Origin of the sequence: Salinibacterium sp. SWN139, assembly GCF_015864625.1 — a bacterium.
Taxonomy (GTDB): domain Bacteria; phylum Actinomycetota; class Actinomycetes; order Actinomycetales; family Microbacteriaceae; genus Rhodoglobus.
On the sequence record NZ_JADYWV010000001.1, the window covers coordinates 587,251 to 613,532 of the forward strand.

Sequence of the window (26,282 nt, forward strand, 5' to 3'; positions counted from 1 at the left end):
TTAAAACCTTGGAATGAGCTGTGGGTGGGGCTATCGTCTCAGATACCCCTGTTATGGGGTAGACCGTAGATTTCACAATTCATAAGGGGACTGCCCGCTATGTATCCACGAAGCAGCAGGCCAACGCGGCTGACGATCGGGGCTCTTGCCACGTCGTGCGCCATCGCGTTGACCGCGATCACCGCTCCGGCCGCCCTAGCCGCCGAAGCAACAGCAACTATTGCCGACGTTCAAGGCACTTCAACCGCGAGCACCATGGTCGGCGACACCGTCACCGTCGAGGGTGTTGTCACCGCTGACTACCGGGGAGCTTCTGGTTACCGCGGCATTGTCATCCAGACTCCCGGATCGGGTGGCGAGATCGATGCCACACCAGGCGCTTCCGATGGAATCTTCGTCTACCTCGGCAGCGCAAACCCCGCCGTTTCTCTCGGCGACAAGGTCACCGCGACCGGCGCCGTCGATGAGTACTACGGTCTGACCCAGCTTGGTTCCGTCTCGGCCGTCGAGCTGGTCACCGCCGCCGCCGACCTCGACCCGGCAGACGCCGTGCAGGCCTCCGCTCTCGATGCCAGCGTTGTTGGCGCCGACCGCGAATCCCTCGAGTCGATGCTCGTCACCCCCACCGGCGACTACCTCGTCAGCTCGAGCCACCAGCTCTACAATTTCGGTACCCTCTGGCTCAGCCCAGAAGAGCTCGCCGTCAAGAGCACCGAGACTACGGATGCCGGAGCCGACGCCGACGCGATCGCCGCCGCTAACCGTGCCAGCCGCATCTTCCTCGATGATGGCTACAGCATCCAGATCTCCAATGGTTCTCACCCCGGTGAGCAGCCCTACTTCTCGGCCGACACCGTTGTGCGCAACGGCGACACCGTCGAGTTTCCGGCCAACCCCTACGTTCTGAGCTATGGGTTCGACGACTGGCGTTTGCAGCCGACCATCGCGATCAACGACGCGAGCCCGGCGGAATACCTGCCCACGTTCGAGTCCACGAACCCGCGTGAAGAGTCGGCTCCCGTTGTGGGTGGAGACTTCAAGGTTTCGGCCTTCAACGTCTACAACTACTTCACCACACTGACGAGTGAAGACTCGGACGCCCGCGGCGCAGACACCGCTGAAGAGTTCGCGATCCAGCAGTCGAAGATCGTCGCCGCCATTAACTCGCTCGATGCGGATGTTGTTGGTCTCATGGAGATCGAGAACTCCATCAAGTTGGGTGGCGACCTCGACGAAGCGCTCATGGATCTCGTCGGTGCGCTCAACGCTGCTGCCGGAGCCGGAACGTGGGACTACGTTCGCACGCCAGCAGACCTGAACGATGCAGCCATCACTGATTTCATCACAAACGCGATCATCTTCAAGCCGGCCGCTGTTACGCCAGTGGGCGACAGCTTCACGCAGGTTGACGAGACCGTCTGGGACATCGCGCGCGAGCCGATCGCTCAAACCTTCGAGTCCAACGGTGAACTGATCACCGTTGTCGCTAACCACTTCAAGTCAAAGGGTGGATCGGGAACCGAGCCGACCGACGGTCAGGGCTTCTTCAACACGGAGCGTGTGGAGCAGGCCAATGCCGTCAAGGACCTCGTTGACTCGATCTCAGCTGATGAAGCCAAGAGCGACCAGGTTGTGCTCGTTGGTGACTTCAATGCCTACTCCGAGGAAGACCCCATTCAGGTCTTCACCGAGGCCGGCTTCGTTGACACTCTCGCCGCCGAAGGCGACAACGAGTACACCTACACCTTCGATGGTGAACTCGGATCGCTCGACCACATCATCGTCTCGCCGTCGCTTGCTGAGCACGTGACCGATGCTGCCGTCTGGAACATCAATTCGCCTGAGTGGTCTGACCGCGGTTACGCTTACGCGGCAGCCGAGGCTGGCACGGTGTTCCGTTCGAGTGACCACGACCCGATCAGCATTGGCCTCAGCACTGAGGCAGCGCCGGTCGAGATCGAGATCCTCACGACGAACGACTTCCACGGTCGTTTGGAGCCCGGTTTCGGCGTTCCTGGTGCAGCTCAGCTCGGCGGAATGGTGAACTACTGGGAAGCCATGAACCCCAACACCACGTTCGTCGGTGCCGGTGACTTCGTCGGAGCCACGACATTCACTTCGTTCATCCAGAACGACCAGCCCACGATCGACGTGCTCAACGAAATCGGACTCGACACGAGCTCCTTCGGTAACCACGAATTCGACCAGGGTCGTGCCGATGTTGACGACCGCATCCTGGATGCCGCCGACTGGCCCTACCTCGCAGCGAACCTCTACGACCGGGATACCAACGCTCCGGCCTACGACGAGTACTTCCTGCAGGAGTTCGATGGCGTGACCGTCGGGTTCATCGGTGCCGTTACTGAAGACCTCAACGAGTTGGTCAGCCCTGCTGGCATCGAGTCGCTCGAGATCCGCAGCATCGTGACCGAGGTTGACCGTGTTGCGGACTACCTCACCGATGGAAGTGACGCCAATGGCGAAGCAGACGTTCTCGTTCTGCTCGTTCACGAAGGTGCGGCATCCACCGACATCGCAGCATCGACTGACGACTCGGCCTTTGGCCAGATCGTGATGGGCCTGAGCCCGAAGGTCGAAGCGATCGTCTCGGGTCACACTCACCTCGCGTACGACCACGAGGTCACTGTTCCCGGCATGGACCGCCCTCGCTTGGTCGTTTCGGCCGGACAGTACGGCGCCAACTACGGCCACTTCGACCTCAACGTCGACCCAGCAACGAAGGAGATCCTCGACTTCGAGGCTGAGGTTCTGCCGATTGAGGGCTTCGAGCCGGATGCTGCGGTGCAGGCGATTGTCGACGAGGCTACGGCCGCGGCGGCTGAACTGGGCAACGCCAAGGTCGGAGAGATTTCCGACAGCATGTACCGCGCGGTGCAGACTCCGGTTGATGGAACTCCGTTCCCCGAGAACCGTGGTGGAGAATCGACCCTCGGCAACTTCGTCGCCGATGTTCAACTGTGGGCCGCATCCGATTCGGGCGCCGAGATCGCGTTCATGAACCCGGGTGGTTTGCGTACGGACCTCGTCTACGAAGCATCGGGTGCTGGCGACGGTGACGGTGAAGTGACGTACCGCGAGGCTGCGAACGTGCAGCCCTTCGGCAACACGCTCACGACGATGTCGCTGACCGGTGCTCAGATCAAGTCGGTCCTCGAAGAGCAGTGGCAACCCGCAGGTGCTCAGCGTCCGTTCCTCAAGCTCGGAGTTTCGGAAGGGTTGACGTACTCGTACGACCCCACCGCGGCTCAGGGTGAGCGAGTAACCGCGATGTACCTCAACGGTGTTCCGGTGGATGTTGCAGCCAGCTACACGGTGGTTGCTAACTCCTTCCTCGCGGCCGGTGGCGACAACTTCGCTACTCTCGCCGAGGGAACCGATCGCGCCGACAGCGGCCGCGTCGACCTGCAGTCCATGGTCGAGTGGTTCGAAGAGAACACGATCGCTGATCCGCCGCTCGAACAGCGCGCCATTGGTGCTGTTGTTTCAGCTCCGGATGCTGACGGCTACAACCCCGGAGATGACGTCACGCTCGACCTCTCGTCGCTCACCTTCAGCCGCGGCGGCTCAGACGCCACCACGGTCGAGGTTTCGGTTGATGGAGACGTGCTCGGTTCGGCAACGATCGACCGCACCATCGTCGACACCACGGATGAGCAGGGCCGCGCTAGCGTGACCGTTACGATCCCCGCCGGCGCACCTTCGGGCACGCTCGCGCTGACCGTCATGGTTCCGGGAACCGACACTGCGGTCGTAGTGCCCATCGAGGTCGCGACGACTGCTGAAGCCATCGAGAACACGAAGGCACCGAGCATCCGCGGCAAGGTCGAGGTTGGTAAGACAGTCAAGGCCGTGCACGGTAACTGGAGTGTGGCTTCGGCCGATTACAGCTACCAGTGGCTGCGCGACGGCGCACCGATTGCTGATGCGACCGACAGCCGCTACCGCATCACGACCGACGACATCGGAACCGAACTGAGCGTGCAGGTCACGGCCAGCAAGGATGGTTACTCGGATGGTGTCGCAGAATCGGACGCACAATCGGTGGAGAAGATCTCCTCGAGTGTTCGCTCGAGTCTCTCCTCCTGGTTCGTGTGGGGCAACCGCTCCGTCACGGCGGATGCCAGCGTCTCGGTCGGCAAGGATGGCACGACCGCAGGCGAGGTGACCTTCTACGACGGTCGCACCGCTGTCGGCACGAGCGCGGTAGACAAGCGCGGTAATGCCTCGCTGAAGCTGCCGAAGCTGAGCCGCGGCATCCACTGGATCTCGGTCGAGTACTCCGGTAACGACCTCGTGGAGTCCAGCACAAGCTGGCCGCGACTGGTCTTCGTCTTCTAGGCGAAAGCTGGCAGCTAGCTGCATAACGCGAAGAGGGTCCCGCACAACGCGGGGCCCTCTTTCGTTTGCGTCCTGCGGCTACACGATCACGGAGTAAACCCGCGCGATGCTGTGGGGCCGCAAGCTCTGAGCGTTGGCTAGAGCAGCGACGTGAGATAGTCGGCGCCGGGGCGATCCGGGCAAAGCGAGAGAAAAGCGCGTACGTCCGTTTTCTGGCTCGGGGTGAGATCGGTGAGATGGAGGTAGCCATTGTCGGTGATTGCGCACTGGGCATAGAGGGCGCCAACCTGTTCGATACCACTCGACAGCACTGGTCCGGCGATCTCCACAGCGTCGAGTTGCGCTTGGGTATACACGGTGCCGTGTTTGATCTCCAGACACGAGACGACGGCGGGGCGGTATTCCCACACTTCTTCGAAGCTCGTGAACTCCATGGGAAGTTCTGTGCGAATCCCGGATGATTCATCTTCTACATAGCAGCGGTAGCTGAAGCTAACTTCCTCGTCCGCCGCGTCGGAAGGGGACGGAGTGGCGCTACTCGACGGTAATGCTTCCGCGGTGGCGGCAGCGGTCGACTGCTCGGCAGAAGGTGGGGAGTCAGTCGCGCATCCACCAACGGTAAAGAGCAGGGCGATCATGGCGATAGCGGTAGTGGGGCGCATTTCTCAATTATAGCGAGATTCATTCACTTATAGGTGCGGTGTGGCGAGCAAACGGATTTCGTTGCCAGGAGCCTGATCGGTAGCTCTGCCGGAGTGCTCTGCGAGTGCTTTCACCTCATGCCTGTTACAGAATTATGCAGATCGATGAAATAAATTTGGCCTGCTGATTGCTACTAACTATGGTGAGCAAGCTCCCATCGATCTCCAACCTGCGAAGGAACCCCTGAATCATGGCTAGTCGTATCTATAAGAACATCACCGAACTCGTCGGTAACACCCCGTTGGTTCAGCTCAACTCCGTCACAGACGGTGCTGGCGCTACCGTGCTGGCAAAGCTCGAATTTCAGAACCCTTCGGCCAGTGTGAAGGACCGTATCGGTGTCGCAATTATTGATGCGGCCGAGAAAGCTGGCGCGTTGAAGCCTGGCGGAACCATCGTTGAGGGCACCAGTGGCAACACCGGTATCGCGCTCGCCATGGTTGGTGCCGCCCGCGGTTACCGCGTAGTGCTCACGATGCCCGAGAGCATGAGCAAGGAGCGCCGCATGCTGCTGCGCGCGTTCGGTGCAGAACTCGTGTTGACTCCCGCCGGCGAAGGTATGCGTGGCGCCGTTGAGAAGGCCGCTGAGATCGTGGCCAATACTGAGGGTGCAGTCGCCGCTCAGCAGTTCGCCAACGCTGCAAACCCGGCTATTCACCGTGCCACCACGGGCCCTGAGATCTGGAACGACACCGACGGTGCCGTCGACATCTTCGTTGCGGGAATCGGAACCGGCGGAACCATCACCGGTGCTGGTGGTTACCTCAAGGAACAGAACCCCGAGATCAAGGTTGTTGCGGTTGAGCCCGAAGAGTCGGCCATCCTCAATGGCGGAGCTCCCGGCCCCCACAAGATTCAGGGAATCGGCGCCAACTTCGTGCCCGAAATTCTCGACCGCGATGTTTATGACGAGGTGCTCGACGTCAACATCACCCAGTCCGTCACGATGGCTCGTCGCCTTGCGGCCGAAGAGGGAATCCTCGCAGGCATCTCCTCGGGTGCGACCGTCTACGCCGCAATCGAGTTGGCCAAGCGCCCCGAGAACGCCGGCAAGACCATTGTTGTCATCATCGCGAGCTTTGGCGAGCGTTACCTGTCGACCCTTCTCTACGAAGACCTTGTCGACTAGGGGCTTGTCGACTAAGACCGAGTCACCTCAACTCAACGCCGCTAACCACCACTAACGACGGATCCCTCTATTGTTTGCTCGAACTCGTGAAGACATCGCTGCCGTGCGCGAACGTGACCCCGCAGCCCGTGGTGCCTTCGAGATTTGGCTGACCTATTCGGGGATGCACGCCGTGTGGGGTTACCGCTTGAGTCACTGGTTGTGGACTGCGCGGGCATTCTTTCTTGCCCGCGTAGTCTCCCAATTCGTTCGCTTCTTGACCGGCGTCGAGATTCATCCTGGCGCGCAGATCGGCCGCCGCGTCATCATCGATCACGGCTCCGGAGTCGTCATTGGTGAGACCGCCATTGTCGGCGATGACGTTTTGATCTATCACGGCGTCACGCTTGGCGGCACGAGCTCGCAGGGCGGCAAGCGCCACCCGACGCTCGGCAACGAGATTGTCGTGGGCGCCGGCGCTGCGATCCTCGGCGACATCACGATCGGCTCTGGCTCGGTCGTGGGCGCCGGTGCCGTAGTGGTGGCGGATGCTCCCGCCGACTCTCTTCTCGTTGGCGCTCCCGCCGTGGCGCGCCCCAAGGGCGGCACGAAAGCGCCCAAAGACGGCTTCAACTACATCGATCCCGCGATCTACATTTAGCCACGACGGGACAGAGCTTCTCGCAGGCCCCGAGAAGTCGTAACAGTAAGTTATGCTCACCCTTATGGTGAGCACCGAGCTACTGCACTCAGAACCTCCGCACTCCGGGATCGTCGTCGAGAACGTCGGCCGATCCTTTGGAGCTATCCACGCGGTACGTGACGCCAGTTTCGTCGCGGTGCCCGGAACTGTGACGGGTCTTATCGGCCCCAATGGCTCGGGCAAGACCACTCTTATGCTGATGCTGGCATCTCTGCTCAAACCGGATGCTGGCAGCATCCGCATCGCCGGTTACGACCCCTTTGGCGAGACGGCCGCGGTGCGCTCGCGGTTGGGCTGGATGCCCGACGTACTCGGATCGTGGGCGACGATCAGCGTGCGCGACACCTTGACCTACGCGGCGCGCATGTACGCGATGGACAAAGCCACAGCGGCGGCTCGAGCAGCGGAAATTCTCACGCTTGTTGATCTGGGCGATCTCGCCGACAGCCCGACCCGCGTTCTCTCGCGAGGGCAGAAGCAGCGGCTCAGTCTTGGCCGAGCACTCGTGCATGACCCTGCAGTGCTGTTGCTCGATGAGCCTGCTTCGGGCTTAGACCCGGTGGCGCGCGCGCACCTACGCACCCTCGTTCGTCGGCTTGCCTCCGAGGGCAAGACCCTTCTCGTCTCCAGTCATGTTCTTTCCGAACTCGATGAAATGGCCGATGGTGCCGTTTACCTCTCGAAGGGCGTCACGGCGTCGGCGGAGGCGTTGGCGCGCAGTCGCGCCACGGCTCGACCCTGGCGCATCCGCTCGAGCGACGTGACGGCACTGAGGGCGGCACTCATTGCGGACGGCATCGCGGATGAAGCGATTGCGACCGATCGTACTGACCTGCTCGTTGCGCTCGACGGCGAAGCGGCAGCATCCGAACTTCTTGCTCGACTGGTCGGGGCAGGCGTTGTAATCAGCACGTTTGCGCCAGCTGTGGGCGATCTCGAACATGCCTTTATCGACTTGAGCTCGGAGGAAAGCGAATGAGCCCCTTCATCTCCGGCGTCGGAGTGATTCTTTCCCTCGAGCTGCGCCAGCGTGTGCGTACGAGGAGCTGGTACATCCTTCTTGCGGTCTTCGTCGCGCTCATCTTCATCGTGACGGTGTTGCTGTCGTTCGCCCTATACGGATTCGGCAGCGTAGACAACGGTGCAGCCGGCGTCTACTCCACCGTCATCTACTTCGTGCTGCTCTTGGGCACCCTTGTGGCGCCGGCCCTGAGCGGTAACGCCATTAACGGTGATCGGGATGCTGGCACCCTCGCCACCACGCAAGTGACGCTCATCACGACCGGCCAGCTGATCGTGGGCAAATTCCTCTCGGCCTGGATCACGGCTCTCGCGTTCTTGGCGGCCGCTATCCCGTTCCTCGTTTATGCAGCCCTCGCTGGCCAGCTTCGTGCGAGCACCATCATCGTGTCGATCGTTGTGCTCGCGCTCGAGCTGGGCGTCGTTGCTGCGGTGGGGGTGGGGCTTTCTGGGCTCATGTCGCGGCCGCTGTTCTCGATCGTCGTGACATATCTGGTTGTGGCGGCGCTGAGTGTTGGCACGATTATCGCGTTCACTCTTGGCGGGCTGGCACTGCAAACCACCGCGACTCAGGTCTCGAGCTACGGAATCGAATACGACAGTTCTGGCAAACCGACGTCGTGTTCGACTCCCGAAGAGTTCGAGTACCAGACGCCACGCTTCGACCTGTTCTGGGGTGCGTTAGCGGCTAACCCGTACGTGATTCTGGCGGATGCCGTGCCCACAACGTACGACTCGAACGACCAGCCCACGGACCTCTTTGGCTACTTCAAGCTGACGACTCGAATGGCTCAAATTCCGCAGGACGCTAGCTACTCAGTGAACACCTGCATCGTGGGAGAGTTCGACCAATTCCCCGATTCCCCGAGTGCTCGCAGCGTGATCGAATCCACGACTCCTAGCTGGGCTGTCGGGCTAGCGACGCATGTCATCCTCGCAGGAGCATTGCTTGCTGGGGCCTGGGCTCGTACCAAGACCCCAGCGGCAAAGTTGGCCCGAGGTAGCCGTATCGCTTAGAACGCGGCTTTCGCGGCGTTAGCCCATCGTGTTGACGATGAGCCCAATGTGAGTGAAGAAGTTGAGCGCGCCAAAGAGTAGAAACGCGATGCCGCCGAGAGCGAGAGCGACCCCGGTAACCCACTGAACCTTGGTCGGCGTGCTGCGAACCGCAAAGCTGCGGGTGGCGAACGGGAAGAGCAATGCTCCGAGGCCTACGAGCGCGAAGAGACCTGACATGAAGATCGCTTCGACCCAGGGCCATTCGGCGAAGGCGCCAGAGATGGGCTCCTCGGGAGGAGCGGCGAAGAGCTGGAAGATGACTCCGGCGAAAGCAATCGCGATGAGCGCGAGGCCGAGACCGAAGATGAGCACGCCAAGGGGCTCAGCGGTGCGGGCGACGGCGCGGGCGGCATCCTTGGATTCTTCGAGCACGGATGCGCGGCGCCAGAGCACGAAGCTCGCGGCGAGAAGCAGCACGCCGAAGGCAAGGCTCGGCTCGCCGAAGATGATGTTGTCGAAGGGGAAGTAGGCAGCGAAGGGCCAGGTTAGTGTCATGTGTGCGCCCGTGACGGTGAGGATCAGGCCCAGCACTCCGAAGTTGACGGCGTGACCGCGGAACTCCACGTCAGCTCCCGCCATGAGCTTGCGAGCAAACAACACGAGACTGAGCAGTCCCGCACCGGCGGCCACCGCCATGATCGTGTTGTAGGTGGGCATCTGTGTCCAGTCGATTACTAATCCTTGATCCATCTCGCCAGTCAACACCCGCAAGCAGCAATACTCAAATTTGCCTAAATTGCCTCCAGGTGCACTGAGGTGGTGACCGTCATGTCTCATTCGCGTTGCGGTAGACAGCTCTGTAGCGCAAGCGCTTGCACAAACCGTTGATCGTCGCCTAGCGTGAGTCATGAACACGCTCTCTTGAGCTGCACTGAGTGAGCGAGTTCAGAGCTGCAGTTGTTCCCCCGCACGCTGCTCGGCCTGCGGGCAAACCTCGACGAGGAGGATTTGTATGATTTCTCACAACTTTCGACGGGCCTTGCTGCCCATCGCCACTCTTGGCGTCGCAAGCATGGTTCTTACGGGCTGCGCCTCCGGTTCTGGTGGCACAGGCGGCCCCGGCGATGCTGGTGAAGCGGATGGCGTAGTCACCATCTATGGCACCATCGCCGACACTGAGGCTGAACTTCTCGAAGAATCCTGGGCTGACTGGGAAGAAGCGAATGACATCGACATTCAGTACGAATCGAGCAAAGAGTTCGAAGCGCAGATCAGCATCCGCGCTCAGGGCGGCAACGCCCCTGACATCGCAATCTTCCCGCAGCCGGGTCTTCTCGCCGACCTTGCCTCGCGCGACTACATTCAGCCAGCACCCGACAGCGTCGCCTCCAACGTCGCAGAATATTGGTCAGAGGACTGGGCTGCGTACGCCACCACGGGCGAAACTCTCTACGGTGCGCCGCTCATGGCCAGCGTCAAGGGCTTCGTCTGGTACTCGCCTTCGCAATTCGAGGAGTGGGGCGTCGAAGTTCCCGAAACCTGGGACGAACTGCTCACGCTCACCCAGACAATCGCCGACGAAACCGGAACCGCACCCTGGTGTGCTGGCTTCGGTTCGGATGCCGCAACCGGTTGGCCAGGAACGGACTGGGTAGAAGACCTCGTTCTGCGCGAAGCGGGACCAGACGTCTACGACCAGTGGGTTTCGCACGAAATCCCGTTCAGTGATCCTGCGATCGTCTCGGCGTTCGATTCGGTGGGCGACATCCTCCTGAACCCGGATTACGTGAATGCTGGATTCGGCGACGTGAAGTCGATCAACTCCACCCCGTTTGGTGACCCGGCTCGCGCCCTCGGCGACGGCACCTGTGCCCTCCACCACCAGGCATCCTTCTTCGACGGGTTCATTCAGGACCCCAAGAACGGTAACGCCACGGTTGGACCGGATGCTGACATTTGGGCCTTCGTCACGCCCTCCGCTGAAGCGGGTGGCAACGCAGTCACCGGTGGTGGCGAAATCGTCGGAGCCTTCTCCAATGACGAAGACACCATCGCAGTACAGGAATACCTGTCGAGCCCCGAGTGGGCAAACTCTCGCGTAGCTCTGGGCGGCGTCATTAGCGCTAACAATGGCCTTGACCCGGCAAGCGCGAGCAGCCCCATCCTGCAGGAAGCCATCACGATTCTGCAGGACCCCGACACCACGTTCCGCTTTGACGCTTCCGACCTCATGCCGGGTGTTGTCGGTGCTGGATCGTTCTGGACCGGAATGGTCGACTGGGTCAACGGCAAGTCAACCGAAGAAGTGCTCTCGACCATTGATGCGTCATGGCCGTCTGAGTAACACCCTTCAACGGTGAGCGTGGGTTGGACGATTGTGCTTCCAGCCCACGCTTACTTTTCTCCCACTCGTGCCGACGCCTCGGTAGAGTCGAATCAGCAGAAATGCCAGTGAAGTGAAGAGTCCAGTGATGCACTCGAAAGGTCGCTAATGTCAGCTTTTCTCGCGTGGATAGCCACGCTCCCCGCGCTCGCTCAGATTCCCCTCGTGCTTCTGGCATTTTTCGTGGTCATCGCACTGCTGATCTTCTTCATCGAGATCGCTCCGCGCAGTGGCCGCAAGTACACGATCATCCGTGCTGCGGCCTGCGTGCTCATCCCCACCTTCATCTTCTTGACACTGGGCTCGGTGTATTGGGCAGCGGGCGCAGCAGCTGTTTTCGGTGGGCTCTTCTTCATCCTCGACTACCGCTCCAAGCAGGGCGCTGGCTACCTCTTCCAGCTCGTCGGCTTCATGAGCCCGGCGATCTTCTTGCTCGCTATTGGTCTCATCTACCCGACGATTCAGACCACCATCCAAGCCTTCATGAACAGCCGTGGAACCCGTTTCGTCGGCCTCGAAAACTTCATCTGGATCTTCACTCAAGACACCGGCATCCGCACCGTTCTCAACACGGTCGTGTGGGTGCTGATTGTTCCCACGGTCTCCACCATCTTTGGACTCGCCTACGCGGTCTTCATCGACAAGTCGCGCGGCGAGAAGATTTTCAAAGTGCTCGTCTTCATGCCGATGGCTATCTCGTTCGTGGGCGCGAGCATCATCTGGCGTTTCGTCTATGCCGTGCGCCCCGCTGGCCAAGAGCAGATTGGTTTGCTCAACCAGATTGTGGTCTGGATGGGCGGGCAACCGGTCGACTGGATCTCCAACTCTCCATGGAACACTTTCTTTCTCATCGTCGTGCTGATCTGGATCCAGACCGGTTTCGCGATGGTGATCCTGTCGGCCGCGATCAAGGGTGTTCCCGCCGAGCAACTTGAGGCCGCGGAGCTCGACGGAACGAACGCGTGGCAACGGTTCATCAACGTGACCGTGCCGGGCATCCGCAGCTCGCTCGTTGTGGTGTTGACGACGATCTCGATCGCTTCGCTCAAAGTCTTCGACATCGTTCGCACGATGACTGCTGGTGCGAACGAAACCAGCGTGATCGCGAACGAGATGTACTCGCAGTGGCAGGGCTTCGAGGTGGGCAGATCTGCCGCCTTCGCGGTCGTGCTGTTCATCATGGTGCTGCCGATTGTTGTGTACAACGCGAGACAGATTGCTAAGCAGAGGGAGATCCGATGACCGCGACAGTGCCCGCGAAGCTTCCACTGAACAAGAAGACTAAGAAGCAACTGGCCCGTGGTGAAAACGGCGCCGCTAAGCGCACCAAGAAGCGCCTCACGAGTCGCGGAGCCACGCTTGCCGCACTAGTGATCGCGGTGCTGTGGACGACGCCGACGTTCGGGCTCTTCGTCTCTTCGCTTCGCCCGCCCGAGGAGATTCTGCGTAACGGCTGGTGGACGATCTTCCAGAACCCCGGCTTCACTCTCAACAACTACACCGAGGTGCTGGCGGCCGGAAACAGCCAGCTCAATCTGGCTGGCGCATTCATCAACTCGATCGCCATTACCTTGCCGGCCACGATCTTCCCACTCGTTATCGCGAGCCTGGCAGCGTATGCCTTCGCGTGGATCAAGTTCCCCGGTCGCAACTGGATGTTCATCGGCGTCTTCGCGCTACAGATCGTTCCCCTGCAGATGGCACTTGTTCCGCTGCTGAGCCTGTTCTCTCGTGGGCTGTCCATCGGTGACATCGAAATCTTCTCCAGTCTCAATGCCTCCAACTCGTATTCGCAGGTCTGGATTGCGCACACGATCTTCGCGCTGCCACTGGCCATCTTCTTGCTGCACAACTTCGTCTCCGAGATTCCTTCCGAGCTCATCGAAGCTGCGAGAGTGGATGGCGCGGGCCACGGCCAGGTCTTCTTCCGCATCGTGCTTCCGCTCACGATGCCGGCCATTGCGTCGTTCGCGATCTTCCAGTTCCTCTGGGTCTGGAACGACCTGCTCGTGGCGTTGGTGTTTGCCGACGGACGAGTGGCGCCGATGACGAAACTGCTCGCGGAAATCACCGGTAGCCGTGGTCAAGACTGGAACCTGCTTACCGCCGGCGCCTTCATCTCGATTCTCGTGCCGCTCATCGTGTTCTTCGCTCTGCAGCGCTACTTCGTGCGCGGATTGCTCGCGGGTTCGACGAAGGGGTAGTCCGGTCGAAGCACACGCGTTGCCAACTAGGCGACGTGTGGCTGGCGCGCTAGCCGTGATGGCTGGGCGCTAGCCGCCCACTACGAGCAGGATGCTCGCAGCGATGCCCAGCGCAATGCCCACGTATTGCACGGGGGCGATGCGCTCGCGCAACACGATTGCTGCGAGTAGCACCGTGCCAGCGGGGTACAGGGCGGTCAGTACGGCGATGACCGAAAGGTCGCCTATGCGCACGCCCGTGATGATCGCCATGTTAGCGATTACGTCGAGGGTGCCGCCGATCATTGCGAAATAGAGTCCGCGGCGCCACAGGGGCGAGCGGGCGGGGGCTGGTGCTCCGGCTCGGCGGCGCTGAGCTAATGCCGCCAGGACAAAGAACAGCGTAAACATGAGTGCCGCATTGACGACGCGGTTGGCGATAACAGTGATGATGCCCGAGTCATCGGGGGCGGCATCCAGAATCACAAAGAAAAGCCCAATCGCACTGCCAGCCCCGACCGCCATCACGAGTGCCTTGGCGCTTGGTCGCACGGCACCTTTCTCGGGAACGAATCCCACGAGCACCACGGCAATGAGCGCGACAGGAATGGCGATGAGACCGAACGAGCCGAGCGATTCTCCGCGCAATAGGCCGACTGTCACGGGCACGATCGCCGACATGACCGCCGTTACCGGAGAGAGGATGCTCATGGGCCCGATCGCGAGGCAGGCGTAAAGCAGGCCGATTGCTATCGCGCTATTGACGCCGGCAACGAGTCCGTAGAGAACTGCTTCGGTCGACCACACATTCGAGATGAACGGAAAGATGAGCAGGAGCACAGCGAGTCCAGCAACAGCGCCGATGGCGGTGGCCAAAATGGGGCTAATGCGTTTGGCGGCGATGCCCCCGAAAAAGTCTGCGGCACCAAATGTGAGCGCGCTAGAGAGCCCGAGAAATACGGTGAACATGGTGCCTGTCGCTATGGGGACGAATCATGCCAATGGTAGTGGCTGCGCCTAGACTTCTCGGCATGGTGTCTGCCCAGTCTGTTCTTGAGTCCACGTTCGGTTACGACTCGTTCCGGGGGCAGCAGGGCGAGATTATCGACACCATCGTGCAGGGCCGTGACGCCCTCGTGCTCATGCCTACCGGCGGCGGCAAGTCGCTGTGTTACCAAATTCCGGCGCTCGTTCGCGAGGGCACTGGCGTTGTCATTTCGCCCCTCATTGCCCTGATGCAAGATCAAGTGGATGCCCTCGCCGCCGTCGGCGCGCGTGCCGAGTTTCTCAACTCCACCCAGTCCGCCGACGAGCGCACTCGCGTCGAAAACGCGTACCGGGCTGGCGAGCTGGATTTGCTCTACCTCGCGCCCGAGCGCCTCCGCGTCTCGTCCACCGTGTCACTGCTCAAGCAGGGCCAGATCGGGCTCTTCGCCATCGACGAGGCGCACTGTGTGTCGCAGTGGGGCCACGACTTTCGCCCCGACTACCTGCAGCTCGATGTGTTGCATGACCTGTGGCCGAGCGTCCCGCGCATCGCGCTCACCGCGACCGCGACCGAAGCCACTCGCAAAGAGATCGCCCAGCGACTGAAGCTCACTGACGCCACTCAGTATGTTTCTAGTTTTGACCGGCCCAACATCCAGTACCGCATTGAAGCGAAGGCGCAGCCGCTGCAGCAATTGCTCACGCTGCTGAACACAGAACATTCGGGCGATGCTGGAATCGTGTACTGCCTGTCACGCGCCTCGGTTGAGAAGACGGCGCAGTTCTTGGTCGAGAACGGCATCCCCGCGCTGCCGTATCACGCGGGTCTCGATTCCAAGATTCGTGCCAGCAACCAGAGCCGCTTCTTGCGCGAAGAGGGCATGGTGATGGTTGCAACGATCGCGTTCGGCATGGGTATCGACAAGCCCGACGTGCGTTTCGTCGCGCACCTCGACCTGCCCAAGAGCGTCGAGGGCTACTACCAAGAGACGGGTCGTGCCGGTCGTGACGGTCTGCCTGCGACCGCGTGGTTGGCCTACGGCTTGCAGGATGTCATGCAGCAGCGCCGCATGATCGATCAGTCGGGTGGCGACCTGGCTCACCGTCGCAACCTGAGCGCGCACCTCGATGCGATGCTCGCCCTGTGCGAAACCGTCGAGTGCCGTCGTGTGCAGTTGCTTGGTTACTTCGGCCAAGAGTCCACGGCGTGTGGCAATTGCGATACCTGCCTGTCTCCGCCGGAGTCGTGGGATGGCACTGTTGCGGCCCAAAAGCTAATGTCCACGATTGTGCGACTGGAGCGAGAGCGCAACCAAAAGTTTGGCGCTGGGCACCTGGTCGATATCCTCATTGGCAAGACCACGCCGCGCGTTACGCAGCAACGTCACGACGACCTCGCGACCTTCGGTATCGGTTCGGATGTCTCGGAGCAAGACTGGCGCTCGGTCGTGCGGCAACTACTCGCGCAGTCTCTGCTGACGGTGCAGGGGGAGTACGGCACGCTCGCGATCACGCCCGAAAGTGCGTCGGTGCTGAGCGGCGACCGCACCGTGAAGCTGCGCAAGGAAGCGCCGCGCAAGGCCCGCGGTTCGGGTGCCAGCGGCGGTGCGGCGAAGCGCAAGGTTATGACCGACCTGCCCGCCTCGGCGACCGATCTGTTCGAGAACTTGCGCACTTGGCGTTCGGGAGTTGCGCGCGATAACGGCGTGCCCGCGTACGTCGTGTTCGCGGATGCCACGCTGCGCGGCATTGCCGTCACCAAACCAGAGTCGTTGGCCGAGCTGTCGGAGATCAGCGGTGTTGGCGAGAAGAAGCTCGAGACGTACGGCGCTGCCGTGCTCGCGGTTGTTGCGGGGGAATCGCCCGAGGTTGCTGCTGCGGCGCCGGCGGCTGCCGCTTCGCCGGCCTTTGCTGCCGCGCCCGCTACTGGCGCGTCGACTTCCGCGCCGTCACGCCAATCTCGCCCAGCGGCATCTCGGCCTGCCACATCCAAGTCGACTGCTTCTCGACCGGCCCAGCGCCAAACGCCCGCCCCGGCAGCATCCGTTCCCGGCGACGAGAACGACATCCCGTTCTACTCGGATGATGACGCTCCCTATGACGGGCCGCCTGAGTTTTAGGCCGTTGCGAGGGGGAGCCGGATGATGATCCGGGTTCCTTCTCCGAGAGCAGACTCGACTTCGGCGCTGCCTCCGTGCTGTGCGACAACCTCGCGCACGACCGCGAGGCCGATACCGGAACCGGAAACGTCGCGGGCTGCGGTGCCCCGCCAGAGCCGATCGAAAACGTAGGGCAGATCGTCCACGGGGATGCCGGGGCCGGTATCAGAAATCGTGAGTACCGCCTCGTCACCCTGCATGGCCAGCGCAACCGTCAGCGAGTCGTCGTCGCGGCAATAGCGCACAGCATTGGCGATAACGTTGCCGACCGCCTGATGAAGCCGGTCGGCATCGCCCTGCACAAACACTGGCTCGGGAAGATTGGTGATGACGTGAAGCCCGGCCGCTCGAAGTTGGGCGTCATGCAAGGCCAACTCTTCTTGGGAAATCTGAGCCAGATCCACTCGGCTCTCGTGGGGCAGAGCCCCGGCGGTTTCGGCGGCAGATAATTCGGCAAGGTCCGCAACGATGCGTCCGAGCCTGAGCGATTGATCGTGCAGCGCAGCAAGCCTTTCAGCATCGGGGGCAATCAATCCGTCGCGAAGTTCTTCGAGGCCCGCTTGGAGCGCAGCAAGGGGAGTTCGTAATTCGTGGGCGACATCGGCGGTGAGATTGCGACGGTCCCGTTCTGAGCGCGCGACTTCATTAGCCATCCCGTTGAACGCGGCGGCGAGTTCACCGAGCTCTCCCGGAGCGTTGCCCGCGACCCGCGACGTGCGGTTGCCTGCGGTGAACGCGCGTGCGGCATCCGTCACTGTGTGGAGCGGGCCGACAAGAAACCGGGTGACAAGCCAGCTGGCTGCGAACGCGATAGCGAGGGCCACTAGCCCGGCAATCACAATCCATTTCCACGCTATATCGAGCACGCGAGACGAGGTCGCAGCGGAGAGCGCAACGCGCACAGTGCCCACCGACGCGCCATCAACGGTGATCTCGGCGACGCTGGCAGAGGAGCTCAGCGCCCCACCTCCGCCTGGCGAATTCTCGTTGGGAACTCCGCTCGAGATCACCGTCGTTCCGGCCGCATCCAGGATCACGAGGCGAGCGGATGCCGCTTCGCCGGTTCGAACGGCGCGGGCGAGGTCGGCATCATCCCAGCTTCCCGCACGCTGGTACGCCTCGGCCGCAGTAGTGGCGATGGAGTCGGCGACCTCTTGCCGATCGGCCTGTTCGCCGGCTTGCACTCCACGGTCGACTCCGATGAGGGCTGCGGCCGCGAGCACCAGCACGGTGGAGACGGCAACGGCAACGAAGGCGAGGAGAATGCGAGTGCCGAGGGCGCCGAGTCCCAAGAGATTAAGACCGGAGCCGCGGGTCATCGTCGCACCTCATCCCGAGTGAACCCCAAACGATAACCAACACCGAGCACGGTTTCGACGACCTGTGCCCCGTCAGCTCCGAGCTTGCGGCGAAGGTTCTTAATGTGGGAATCGATAGTGCGTTCGTAGCCTTCGTATTCGTAGCCACGCACCCGATTCACCAACTCGTAGCGAGAATAGACTCGGCCAGCGGCTGCGGCGATCGCAGACAATAGCCCCCACTCGGTGGGAGTCAGATCGAGTTCCACGTCATCCAACCACGCTCGGTGGGAGCCTTCATCAATTCGTAGTCGGTTGCCGCCGAAGGTAGCAATGTCGTTGTCATCACTCGAGCCACCGCGGCGGTTCAGCACCGCCTGAACGCGCAAAACAACTTCATGGGGGCTGAACGGTTTCGTGACATAGTCATCGGCCCCGAGCTCCAGACCACGGATGCGTTCCTCGGTGCTGCTTCGAGCGGTCAAGACAATCACAGGAAGCTTGCCGAGAGCCTTAATCTCACGAAGCAGGTCGGTGCCCTCGATATCGGGCAGTCCGAGATCGAGCAGCACGAGATCAGCTGAGGCAAACAACTTGAGCGCTTCGGCACCCGAGCCCGTCGTGAGCACCGAAAATCCGGCGCGTTCAAGATAGCGGCGGAGCACCTCGCGGATGTCCCGTTCATCTTCGACGACCAGCACAGTTGGCATACCTCACCTTATTCCACGACGCGAAAATGCAGTCTCCACACCATCTCCACACGACCGCATCGTGACCTGCACATCGTGAGCGCACTGTGTACCTCTACACAAGGAACAGGAGCACCACATGCGCAAGGCAACCATCATCACCACCTCGATCATCGGCGGCGTACTCGCCGTCACTCTCGTAGCCGGCGCCAGTTTTGCTGTCGGCACGAAAATGGGCCGCGTCGCGACATCCGCGGGGTCTGGTCAAAGCAGCCACTCTCTGGAACGGTCAGATCGCACCATGGGTGAAGGCGCGAACTCGTCGCGATCGGAACGTGGCGGCCAAAACGGCCACGGAGCCGACGGCGAAGAGATGGGCGAAAGCACCCTCGACAGTGGCACGCTGACGGGCGAACAAGAAGCGACGCTCTCGCTGATGGCCGAAGAAGAGAAGGTCGCTCACGATCTGTACATCGCGTTCGGTGATCTCTATGGCGACAAGGTCTTTGACAACATCGCTAATGCTGAGAGCAACCACCTGTCGGCAGTGCAGACGCTACTCGAACGCTATGAGCTGTCCGACCCCACCGTTGGGCAAGCCGTGGGCGAATTCGATTCGGAGAGCATGCAGGAGCTCTATAATTCACTCCTCGCGCAAGGTTCCGAGAGCCGAGATGGTGCCTACGAAGCAGCTCGCACGGTGGAAGAGACCGATATCCGAGACCTTGCAGCCGCAGCGGATGACGCGACGGCGCCTGACGTAATCGTCGTCTACGAACGACTGCTCGCGGCATCCGAAAAGCACCTGGCTGCGTTTGGCGGTTGATCAGGTGGCGCGCGTGCTGAACTCGCGGGACGCGTTCGAGGGTGGGCGTCTCGTCAGGTGCAGCTGGCCCTGTGTGTCTCAGGTTAGGTATGCCATACTTAGGTAATGCTTACCTTGGAGCGCGAGACTGCAAAGGATGCCCGACCGGGCTATCGACCATTCGCCGCCCGCGTTGAGCGCATCCGTGAGCTTTCGCCCCACTTTAGGCGCGTCACCTTCACGGGCGCTGAGTTCGAGACCTTCGGCACTGACGGCTTTGACCAGCGAATCAAGATCGTTTTTCCGCTGCCGGGCATTGGCCTGAGCGACATCGGCGCGCACGATCCGCAGACCATCGCCGAGGGCACCTGGTACGCCCGCTGGCGTGCGCTGCCTGATGAGGCCCGCAACCCGTTTCGCACTTATACAATCCGTGCCGTGCGTCCCGAGCTCCGCGAGATCGACGTCGACATGGTCTTCCACGGCGCCAACGGCCCCGCCGGACACTGGCTCGCGAACGCAACAGCCGGTGACGAGGTCGTCATCGTCGGGCCTGACGCGGCGAGCATCCATTCGGGCATCGGTATTGACTGGCACCCTGGCCCCGCCCGCACCGTGCTTCTGGCCGGCGATGAAACATCTGCGCCCGCCATCTGCAACATCCTTGAACGCCTCGACCCCAGCGTGCAGGCTCACGCCTTCATCGAGATCCCGGATGCCGCAGACCAGCCGCCCCTGAACCTCACGAGCAACTGCCACCTCACGTGGCTTCCGCGGGGAACGCAGCCCGCAGGCTCCGCGCTCGACCCCGCCGTTCGGGCGTGGACGAAAGCCAACGCCGCACTCGTGTTACCCGCACTCTCGCCAGCCGCGCAACCACTCGGTGATATCGACGTGGATACCGAGCTTCTCTGGGATTCGCCGGGGGAGGCATCCGGAAAGCACTTCTATGCCTGGCTTGCCGCCGAAGCCTGCACCATCAAACTGTTGCGCCGCTTTCTTGTGAGCGAGACCGGTGTTGACCGCAAGCAGGTTGCGTTCATGGGGTACTGGCGTCTCGGCAAGTCCGAAGCTCAGTAGCTCGCAGCACCGCCCCCGACCATGACCCAGACCGCCTCGGCTTCGCGCGCACGGCTGAGCCTCCGCACTCGGCGCTGGATCGCTCTCGGCTCGGCCCTCGGTTTGCTCGCGGTTGTGCTTGTGCTGAGTCTCGCGCTCGGCGCTCGCGGCGTGGAGTTTTCGCAAATCTGGCAGGCGCTTTTCGACCCCGAGGCGGGCAACAACGATCAGCTCGTAATTCGCGAGCTTCGGTTGCCGCGCACGATCGTCGGCTTGCTCGCTGGGCTCTCTCTCGGCGTCGCCGGGGCTGTCATGCAGGGCGTCACCCGCAACCCGCTCGCCGACCCCGGCCTTCTCGGCGTCAACGCGGGCGCCTCACTCGCGGTTGTCTTCGCGATCAGCGTGCTGTCGATCACCAACCCCACCGGCTACATCTGGTTCGCCTTTGCCGGAGCCGCGGGCGCTGCCGCCACCGTCTATGCGGTCGGCTCCCTCGGCAGAGAAGGCGCAACGCCGGTCAAGCTCGTTCTTGCCGGAACAGCCGTCACCGCCGGCATCACTTCCGTCATCTCACTCGTGCTGATTTCCGACACCGACACCCTCAATACCTTCCGCTTCTGGTCGGTCGGGTCGCTCGCCAGTCGCGACCTTGAGGCCGTGCGCCTCACGATCGGGTTCGTTGTCGCGGGCGCACTCCTCGCGATTATTTCGGGGCGGATGCTCAACCTTGTCGCCCTCGGAGATGACCTCGCCCGGGGCCTCGGTCAACGGGTCTACGTTGCTCGGGCGGTCGCTGCCGGAGCCGTCGTTCTGCTTTGTGGATCCGCCACCGCGCTTGCCGGCCCTATCGTTTTCGTCGGTCTCGTTGTGCCCCACATCGTGCGCCCTTTCACGGGCCCTGACTACCGCTGGATCATTGCGGTCTCCGCGATCGTCGGCCCGAGTCTGCTGCTCATCGCTGACATCGTGGGCCGTCTTGTGGTCGCACCTTCCGAGCTCGAAGCGGGTCTCGTCGTTGCCATCATCGGTGCGCCCGTCATGATCGCCCTCGTGCGCCGAGTGAAGTTGGCCGGGCTATGACCCGCACGTGGCGCGTCTCTATCGTTCTCGCGGTGATTGCTCTGACACTCATCCTCGTCAGTATTACGGTGGGAGCATATACGCTCACTCTGCCCAACCTGATCGCGACGCTATTTGGCGGCGGCACCTCATCCGACCAGTTCATTGTCTTCAAGTTGCGGCTGCCGCGAGTGCTCCTTGCCGTGCTGGTTGCTGTCGGGTTCGGCCTCGCTGGCGCCCTGTTCCAGAGCCTGCTGCGCAACCCACTTGCGAGCCCCGACATCATCGGCATCAGCGGGGGAGCGAGTGTCGCCGCCGTGCTGAGCCTGCTCGTCTTCGGAGCCACCGGACTCGTTGTGTCACTCTCCGCGCTCGGGGGCGCGCTGCTCGTGGCATTCACGATCTACCTGCTCTCGTGGCGCTCGGGCATGAACGGCATGCGCTTCGTACTCATTGGCGTCGGCATCGCCTTCATGGCGCAATCGTTGCTGGGTTATCTCATCACTCGCGGCGACGTGCGCGACGCGCAACAAGCTCTCGTGTGGATGGTCGGCGGGCTCGGCGGAGCCAGTTGGGACGACATCCTCATCATGGCTGTCAGCCTCGCCATCCTGCTGCCCGCGGTCTTTCTGCTGGCATCGAAGCTGCGGATGCTCCAGCTCGGCGATGATCTTGCTGCGGGCCTTGGCGTCTCCGTGCAACGCTCGCGGCTGGCGCTCATCATCGTCGCGGTAGCTCTCGTCGCGATCGCCACCGCCCTCGTAGGACCGCTCGCGTTTGTCGCTTTCGTCTCCGCCCCGATCGCTCGGCGCTTGGTGCGCGGGGGAGGCCTCGCGCTCGTCCCCAGCGCTCTTGTCGCGATCGTGCTCGTTCTCGGCGCCGACTTTGTCGCCCAGCATTTCATCACCACCGGAACCCAAGTGCCCACCGGAATCGTCACCGGCATCGTGGGTGCCCCGTACCTGTTGTGGCTTATCTCCACCACCAACCGCGAAGGACGTGCATCGTGACCCCAGCTGACACACCCCAGCGCCCACCGCACGAACTGCGCGCCGACAACGTGACCCTCAACTACGGCGGCCGCGACATTGTGTCGAACGTGAGCGTCACGATCCCCGACGGCACGGTGACCGTGATCGTGGGCGCCAATGCCTGCGGCAAGTCGACACTGCTGCGCGGGCTGTCGCGCTTGCTGCGACCGGCGTCGGGTCACGTGATGCTCGACGGCCGCGACATCCACTCGATGCCATCGAAAGAGGTTGCGCAAGTTGTGGGCATTTTGCCACAGTCGCCGATTGCGCCGGAAGGCATCACGGTTCGTGACCTCGTGGCTCGTGGGCGCTACCCGCATCAGGGTTGGTTTCAGCAGTGGTCCGCGGCGGATGAGGCGGCTGTCGAGCACGCGCTCAAAGCGACCGACACCGCCCAGTTGGCATCGCGGCGCATCGAGGAGCTCTCGGGTGGGCAGCGCCAGCGGGTCTGGATAGCGATGGCCCTGAGCCAGGATCCCGACATTCTGCTGCTCGACGAACCCACCACATTCTTGGATGTGCGCCATCAGCTCGATGCGCTCGACGTGCTTGCCACTCTCAATCGTGAGCGAGGCACCACCATCGTGATGGTGCTGCATGAACTCAACTTGGCCGCGCGCTATGCCGAGCACATGATCCTCATGTGCGAGGGGCAGATCATCGCGGAGGGCACCCCTGCCGAGGTGGTTACAGCAGAGCGGATGCGCGAGGCGTTCGGGCTCGAGGCTCAGATTATGGCCGATCCGGTTTCTGGCTCACCAATGGTGATCCCACTGGGGCGTCGCTAGCTTGCGTTATCGCTTGCGCAACGCTATTAGGTAAGCCTATCCTTACTCTGTACCTATGGTTCGATCGAGGAGATCAATGTCACGCCGTTCCCGCCTTGCAGCTTTCGCTGCGGCCACTGCCGCCCTCATCGCGTTGAGCGGTTGTGCCGCTTCAACGTCCGAAGATGAAACGGATGCGCCCGCAGCCTCCGACGCATTCCCCGTCACGATCGAGCACGCCTTCGGTGAAACGGTCATCGAGAGCGAACCGCAGCGCGTGCTCACTCTCGGCTGGGGCAGCGGCGACGCCGTTCTCGCTCTCGGCGTCGTTCCGGTTGGCATGGAAGCGCAAAACTACGGTGGCGATGAGAACGGCGTGCTGCCGTGGGCAGCGGATGCTCTCGCCGAACTCGGTGGCGACGACCCCATCATTGTCCCTGCGACCACGGATGCTCCCGCTTATGAACAGATCGCGGAAGCCGCTCCCGACTTGATCCTCGCAACCTACTCGGGAATCACCGAGGAGCAGTACGACCTCCTCAGTGAGATCGCTCCCGTCGTTGCGTACCCCGAGCTGCCGTGGGCTACCCCGTGGCGCGACGTGATCAGCACTACGGGCATCGCCCTCGGCAAGACTGCTGCCGCGGATGACGTGCTCGCCAACATCGACGCTCTCGTCGCCGAGAAGGCGGCCGAGCATCCCGAGTTTGAGGGCAAGACCGTTGCGGCGACCTTCGACGTCGGTGGAACCTTCTACGTCTACAAGCCGGCAGACCCCCGCGTGGAGTTCTTAATCGACCTCGGTCTTGAGAGCGCTCCCGCCGTTGACGCCCTCTCGAACGGTGACTCCACCTTCTTCTACACGCTCAGCTACGAGAAGCTCGATGAACTCGATAGCGACCTGCTGATTGCGTACGCGGAGACGGATGAAGTTGGCGATACTTTCGCCAGCCAGCCTTACGCGGAGAGCATCCCGGCCGTTGCCAACGGTGGTCTCGTTGCGGTCAACGGTGCGTCGCTCGTGGCCTCGGTGTCGCCTCCCACGGCGCTCTCGCTGCCCTGGGGAATCGACAGCTTCGTGGATGCGATTGCTGGCGCTCTGAACTAACGCACCACCACGCGAATCACCTCTCGAAAGCGGCCACAGACATCAACGTCAGTGGCCGCTTTTGTGTCGCCCGGGGTGCCCGACAAACTGCGCTTTGGGGTGCGGTGGGCTCCGGACACCCTTGTGCGCGACCTCGCTAACTCTTTGAGCTGATAGCTAGATAGGCAATTCGACCACCCCTGGATAACGATCAGGCCAAACTTTGGGACCAGAAGGGCAGGTAGGCGCCTCGCTCGTTACCGTGAAGTGAGAACTTGCTCACTTTTCGTTAGGGGATGCAGATGTCTACAGTGTTGAGAAGAACCGTGTCCATCGCGGCGGTAGGAGTAACGGCGCTCATGCTGCTCGGCGCCTGCAGCCCGCCCGCAGAGCCCGAACCTACGGCCGCACCAGCGGGTGGACCCGCTCCCACGGAGACGGCTGCGCCCGCGTTCCCCACTACGGTCGTGCACTCTGGGGGTGAAACTACGCTCGAAGTTGCCCCAGAACACATCTTCACTTTCGGTGCTCAGCAGACGGATTCGCTTCTAGCGCTGGGTATTGCGCCGGTCGCCTCCGGCGGCGGCTCGCTTGGTCCTTGGCAGGAGGAAGCGATCGGCTCGCTCGGCGCCGGTGCGGTGCCGACCATCGATCCTCTCGACGGTGACACTCTTGCCGATGTGGAAGCAGTCTCGCCAGACGTTATCGTCACGGCGCTGCCTTTTCATCCGTTCGACATGGATCCGACGTCATGGCTTGCCTTTTATGATGCTCTCCCTGACGTAGCGCCCACTATCCGCCCAGCGCTGTCAGCCCTCGACTCTCCCGAATTCAGCTCCTCGAACTCGTGGCGCGAAACCCTCCTCCAGATGGGGCAGATTGTTGGTCAAGTGCCTGAGGCGGAGGCTCACCTAGCGTCTATCGACGATTCGTTGGCGGCGCACGCTGCGGCGCATCCTGAGTTCGCAGGAAAGACCATCGCGGTCGTCTCGCCCCAAGGAGGCTCTGTTGCCTACAGTAAATCGAACACTGCGGTCGCGGCTCTCCTCGAGCAACTCGGTTTCACTTACGCCGATGACTCAACTGTCGCCTACAACTCAGAATCGGACAACGGCAAGGTGTACTACTTATGGGCCGACGATGTCGAACAGCTCGACACCGATGTGCTGATTTATATCGGGGACCCGGTCGGTGCGCCCTATTGGGTAACGTTCGTTGAAGCGAGTGCTACGGGGGCTGACGGGGTCATTCACTATCCGGGATTCCTCAATGAGCCGACTCTGGGCATGATCGCGCCCACTGCGCTCTCCGTGCCGTGGGCAGTTGATACTTTCGTGGCAGATCTGGCTGCCTCAATTGGTGCTCCGTAGGCGGCCTTAGTTCACGCACAGAAAAGGCCCCGCCGACGTGACGTCGGCGGGGCCTTTGTGGTCTGCGGTGGGGCTAGTGGTTAGTGCGAGTGCTCAGTAGGCGCTTCGCCTGATGCTGCTGCAGCCTGCTGCTCAGCAACCTGCTTGTGAACCTCGACCATGTCGAGGTTCTTGGCGCCTTCAATAACCTGCTCGAGAGCGGGAGCGGGGAGCGCTCCGGGCTGTGAGAAGACGAGTACGCCTTCACGGAAAACCATGAGCGTCGGAATCGACGTGATTCCTGCTGCGCCAGCGAGTTCCTGCTGGTCTTCGGTGTCTACCTTGCCGAACGTGATGTCCGGGTGGGCTTCGCTTGCGGCTTCATAAATGGGCCCGAACTGCTTACAGGGGCCACACCATTCGGCCCAGAAATCCACGAGGAGGATTCCGTCTTTAGTGACCGCCTGGCCAAAGTCTTCTGAGGTGAGAGTGATTGTCGACATAGTTACATCCTTTCATGCAGCCCAACAACGGT

The 26,282-nt window shown here is 61.9% G+C and carries 22 protein-coding genes; 16 read left to right on the forward strand and 6 right to left on the reverse strand.

All coding sequences use genetic code 11. The features are described 5' to 3' along the window. The first annotated feature begins 99 nt into the window (after positions 1-99). The gene (locus I6E74_RS02760) at positions 100-4,359 is read left to right on the forward strand and encodes an ExeM/NucH family extracellular endonuclease (RefSeq protein WP_197122791.1); all 4,260 of its coding nucleotides are present in this window, start codon (positions 100-102) and stop codon (positions 4,357-4,359) included. A gap of 137 nt (positions 4,360-4,496) precedes the next feature. Here I6E74_RS02760 and I6E74_RS02765 read toward each other — a convergent pair whose 3' ends face one another. Continuing rightward, positions 4,497-5,021 (reverse strand): hypothetical protein, encoded by a 525-nt coding sequence (locus tag I6E74_RS02765; protein ID WP_197122792.1) that lies wholly within the window; start codon positions 5,019-5,021, stop codon positions 4,497-4,499. A gap of 230 nt (positions 5,022-5,251) precedes the next feature. Between I6E74_RS02765 and cysK the strand changes: the two genes are divergently transcribed. The 4 genes from cysK to I6E74_RS02785 all read left to right on the forward strand — a co-directional run bounded on the left by cysK (position 5,252) and on the right by I6E74_RS02785 (position 8,909). After that, complete coding sequence (gene cysK, locus I6E74_RS02770; protein ID WP_197122793.1) at positions 5,252-6,190, forward strand: cysteine synthase A; 939 nt, start codon at positions 5,252-5,254, stop codon at positions 6,188-6,190. A 70-nt stretch (positions 6,191-6,260) separates the two neighbouring features. Further along, positions 6,261-6,830, forward strand: a complete 570-nt coding sequence (gene cysE, locus I6E74_RS02775) for a serine O-acetyltransferase (RefSeq protein WP_197122795.1) — start codon at positions 6,261-6,263, stop codon at positions 6,828-6,830. 52 nt (positions 6,831-6,882) lie between these two features. Continuing rightward, positions 6,883-7,851: an ABC transporter ATP-binding protein gene (locus I6E74_RS02780; protein ID WP_231604454.1), complete on the forward strand. Its 969-nt coding sequence runs from the start codon at positions 6,883-6,885 to the stop codon at positions 7,849-7,851. Further along, a complete protein-coding gene (locus tag I6E74_RS02785; RefSeq protein WP_197122796.1) occupies positions 7,848-8,909 on the forward strand; it encodes an ABC transporter permease in 1,062 nt (353 codons plus the stop codon). The genes I6E74_RS02780 and I6E74_RS02785 overlap by 4 nt, the downstream gene beginning before the upstream one ends. 18 nt (positions 8,910-8,927) lie before the next feature. Here I6E74_RS02785 and I6E74_RS02790 read toward each other — a convergent pair whose 3' ends face one another. Beyond that, the gene (locus I6E74_RS02790; protein ID WP_231604455.1) at positions 8,928-9,641 is read right to left on the reverse strand and encodes a DUF981 domain-containing protein; all 714 of its coding nucleotides are present in this window, start codon (positions 9,639-9,641) and stop codon (positions 8,928-8,930) included. A gap of 262 nt (positions 9,642-9,903) precedes the next feature. Here I6E74_RS02790 and I6E74_RS02795 point away from each other — a divergent pair, with 262 nt between their 5' ends. The 3 genes from I6E74_RS02795 (at position 9,904) to I6E74_RS02805 (ending at position 13,478) form a co-directional block, all read left to right on the forward strand. Beyond that, the gene (locus tag I6E74_RS02795) at positions 9,904-11,235 is read left to right on the forward strand and encodes an ABC transporter substrate-binding protein (protein ID WP_197122798.1); all 1,332 of its coding nucleotides are present in this window, start codon (positions 9,904-9,906) and stop codon (positions 11,233-11,235) included. A gap of 147 nt (positions 11,236-11,382) precedes the next feature. Then, the gene (locus I6E74_RS02800; protein ID WP_197122800.1) at positions 11,383-12,516 is read left to right on the forward strand and encodes a carbohydrate ABC transporter permease; all 1,134 of its coding nucleotides are present in this window, start codon (positions 11,383-11,385) and stop codon (positions 12,514-12,516) included. Continuing rightward, positions 12,513-13,478: a carbohydrate ABC transporter permease gene (locus I6E74_RS02805; protein ID WP_197122802.1), complete on the forward strand. Its 966-nt coding sequence runs from the start codon at positions 12,513-12,515 to the stop codon at positions 13,476-13,478. Before I6E74_RS02800 ends, I6E74_RS02805 begins: the two co-directional genes overlap by 4 nt. Positions 13,479-13,547: 69 nt before the next feature. Here I6E74_RS02805 and I6E74_RS02810 read toward each other — a convergent pair whose 3' ends face one another. Further along, on the reverse strand, positions 13,548-14,426 hold the full coding sequence (locus I6E74_RS02810; protein ID WP_197122804.1) for a DMT family transporter: 879 nt from the start codon (positions 14,424-14,426) through the stop codon (positions 13,548-13,550). Between the two features lie 62 nt (positions 14,427-14,488). On the opposite strand from I6E74_RS02810, the gene recQ reads away from it, so the two are divergent. Continuing rightward, on the forward strand, positions 14,489-16,564 hold the full coding sequence (gene recQ, locus I6E74_RS02815; protein WP_197122806.1) for a DNA helicase RecQ: 2,076 nt from the start codon (positions 14,489-14,491) through the stop codon (positions 16,562-16,564). On the opposite strand, the gene I6E74_RS02820 is transcribed toward recQ, so the two are convergent. Together I6E74_RS02820 and I6E74_RS02825 are read right to left on the reverse strand one after the other, a co-directional pair. Continuing rightward, on the reverse strand, positions 16,561-17,922 hold the full coding sequence (locus tag I6E74_RS02820; protein ID WP_197122808.1) for a cell wall metabolism sensor histidine kinase WalK: 1,362 nt from the start codon (positions 17,920-17,922) through the stop codon (positions 16,561-16,563). The two genes, recQ and I6E74_RS02820, sit on opposite strands and share 4 nt — an antisense overlap. Continuing rightward, positions 17,919-18,611, reverse strand: coding sequence for a response regulator transcription factor (locus tag I6E74_RS02825; RefSeq protein ID WP_197122810.1), 693 nt, complete (start codon positions 18,609-18,611; stop codon positions 17,919-17,921). Before I6E74_RS02825 ends, I6E74_RS02820 begins: the two co-directional genes overlap by 4 nt. 118 nt (positions 18,612-18,729) lie before the next feature. Between I6E74_RS02825 and I6E74_RS02830 the strand changes: the two genes are divergently transcribed. The 7 genes from I6E74_RS02830 (at position 18,730) to I6E74_RS02860 (ending at position 25,768) form a co-directional block, all read left to right on the forward strand. Next, on the forward strand, positions 18,730-19,416 hold the full coding sequence (locus I6E74_RS02830; RefSeq protein ID WP_197122811.1) for a DUF2202 domain-containing protein: 687 nt from the start codon (positions 18,730-18,732) through the stop codon (positions 19,414-19,416). A 105-nt stretch (positions 19,417-19,521) separates the two neighbouring features. Further along, positions 19,522-20,475 (forward strand): siderophore-interacting protein, encoded by a 954-nt coding sequence (locus tag I6E74_RS02835; RefSeq protein WP_197122813.1) that lies wholly within the window; start codon positions 19,522-19,524, stop codon positions 20,473-20,475. A gap of 21 nt (positions 20,476-20,496) precedes the next feature. Then, positions 20,497-21,534, forward strand: a complete 1,038-nt coding sequence (locus I6E74_RS02840) for an iron ABC transporter permease (protein WP_197122815.1) — start codon at positions 20,497-20,499, stop codon at positions 21,532-21,534. Beyond that, positions 21,531-22,523, forward strand: coding sequence for an iron chelate uptake ABC transporter family permease subunit (locus tag I6E74_RS02845; protein WP_197122817.1), 993 nt, complete (start codon positions 21,531-21,533; stop codon positions 22,521-22,523). The genes I6E74_RS02840 and I6E74_RS02845 overlap by 4 nt, the downstream gene beginning before the upstream one ends. Continuing rightward, positions 22,520-23,332 (forward strand): ABC transporter ATP-binding protein, encoded by an 813-nt coding sequence (locus tag I6E74_RS02850; protein ID WP_197122819.1) that lies wholly within the window; start codon positions 22,520-22,522, stop codon positions 23,330-23,332. The genes I6E74_RS02845 and I6E74_RS02850 overlap by 4 nt, the downstream gene beginning before the upstream one ends. Positions 23,333-23,408: 76 nt before the next feature. Next, complete coding sequence (locus tag I6E74_RS02855) at positions 23,409-24,419, forward strand: iron-siderophore ABC transporter substrate-binding protein (RefSeq protein ID WP_197122821.1); 1,011 nt, start codon at positions 23,409-23,411, stop codon at positions 24,417-24,419. Positions 24,420-24,700: 281 nt separating this feature from the next. Beyond that, positions 24,701-25,768, forward strand: coding sequence for an ABC transporter substrate-binding protein (locus tag I6E74_RS02860; RefSeq protein WP_197122823.1), 1,068 nt, complete (start codon positions 24,701-24,703; stop codon positions 25,766-25,768). 80 nt (positions 25,769-25,848) lie between these two features. On the opposite strand, the gene trxA is transcribed toward I6E74_RS02860, so the two are convergent. After that, positions 25,849-26,250: a thioredoxin gene (gene trxA / locus I6E74_RS02865; protein ID WP_197122825.1), complete on the reverse strand. Its 402-nt coding sequence runs from the start codon at positions 26,248-26,250 to the stop codon at positions 25,849-25,851. Positions 26,251-26,282: the final 32 nt, after the last annotated feature.

Bases quoted from the DNA above. Each gene is read 5' to 3' on its own strand.
- I6E74_RS02760 (WP_197122791.1), top strand. From the start codon at position 100: ATGTATCCACGAAGCAGCAGGCCAACGCGGCTGACGATCGGGGCTCTT.
- I6E74_RS02765 (WP_197122792.1), bottom strand. From the start codon at position 5,021: ATGCGCCCCACTACCGCTATCGCCATGATCGCCCTGCTCTTTACCGTT.
- cysK (WP_197122793.1), top strand. From the start codon at position 5,252: ATGGCTAGTCGTATCTATAAGAACATCACCGAACTCGTCGGTAACACC.
- I6E74_RS02780 (WP_231604454.1), top strand. From the start codon at position 6,883: ATGCTCACCCTTATGGTGAGCACCGAGCTACTGCACTCAGAACCTCCG.
- I6E74_RS02785 (WP_197122796.1), top strand. From the start codon at position 7,848: ATGAGCCCCTTCATCTCCGGCGTCGGAGTGATTCTTTCCCTCGAGCTG.
- I6E74_RS02790 (WP_231604455.1), bottom strand. From the start codon at position 9,641: ATGGATCAAGGATTAGTAATCGACTGGACACAGATGCCCACCTACAAC.
- I6E74_RS02795 (WP_197122798.1), top strand. From the start codon at position 9,904: ATGATTTCTCACAACTTTCGACGGGCCTTGCTGCCCATCGCCACTCTT.
- I6E74_RS02800 (WP_197122800.1), top strand. From the start codon at position 11,383: ATGTCAGCTTTTCTCGCGTGGATAGCCACGCTCCCCGCGCTCGCTCAG.
- I6E74_RS02805 (WP_197122802.1), top strand. From the start codon at position 12,513: ATGACCGCGACAGTGCCCGCGAAGCTTCCACTGAACAAGAAGACTAAG.
- I6E74_RS02810 (WP_197122804.1), bottom strand. From the start codon at position 14,426: ATGTTCACCGTATTTCTCGGGCTCTCTAGCGCGCTCACATTTGGTGCC.
- recQ (WP_197122806.1), top strand. From the start codon at position 14,489: ATGGTGTCTGCCCAGTCTGTTCTTGAGTCCACGTTCGGTTACGACTCG.
- I6E74_RS02820 (WP_197122808.1), bottom strand. From the start codon at position 17,922: ATGACCCGCGGCTCCGGTCTTAATCTCTTGGGACTCGGCGCCCTCGGC.
- I6E74_RS02825 (WP_197122810.1), bottom strand. From the start codon at position 18,611: ATGCCAACTGTGCTGGTCGTCGAAGATGAACGGGACATCCGCGAGGTG.
- I6E74_RS02830 (WP_197122811.1), top strand. From the start codon at position 18,730: ATGCGCAAGGCAACCATCATCACCACCTCGATCATCGGCGGCGTACTC.
- I6E74_RS02835 (WP_197122813.1), top strand. From the start codon at position 19,522: ATGCTTACCTTGGAGCGCGAGACTGCAAAGGATGCCCGACCGGGCTAT.
- I6E74_RS02840 (WP_197122815.1), top strand. From the start codon at position 20,497: ATGACCCAGACCGCCTCGGCTTCGCGCGCACGGCTGAGCCTCCGCACT.
- I6E74_RS02845 (WP_197122817.1), top strand. From the start codon at position 21,531: ATGACCCGCACGTGGCGCGTCTCTATCGTTCTCGCGGTGATTGCTCTG.
- I6E74_RS02855 (WP_197122821.1), top strand. From the start codon at position 23,409: ATGTCACGCCGTTCCCGCCTTGCAGCTTTCGCTGCGGCCACTGCCGCC.
- I6E74_RS02860 (WP_197122823.1), top strand. From the start codon at position 24,701: ATGTCTACAGTGTTGAGAAGAACCGTGTCCATCGCGGCGGTAGGAGTA.
- trxA (WP_197122825.1), bottom strand. From the start codon at position 26,250: ATGTCGACAATCACTCTCACCTCAGAAGACTTTGGCCAGGCGGTCACT.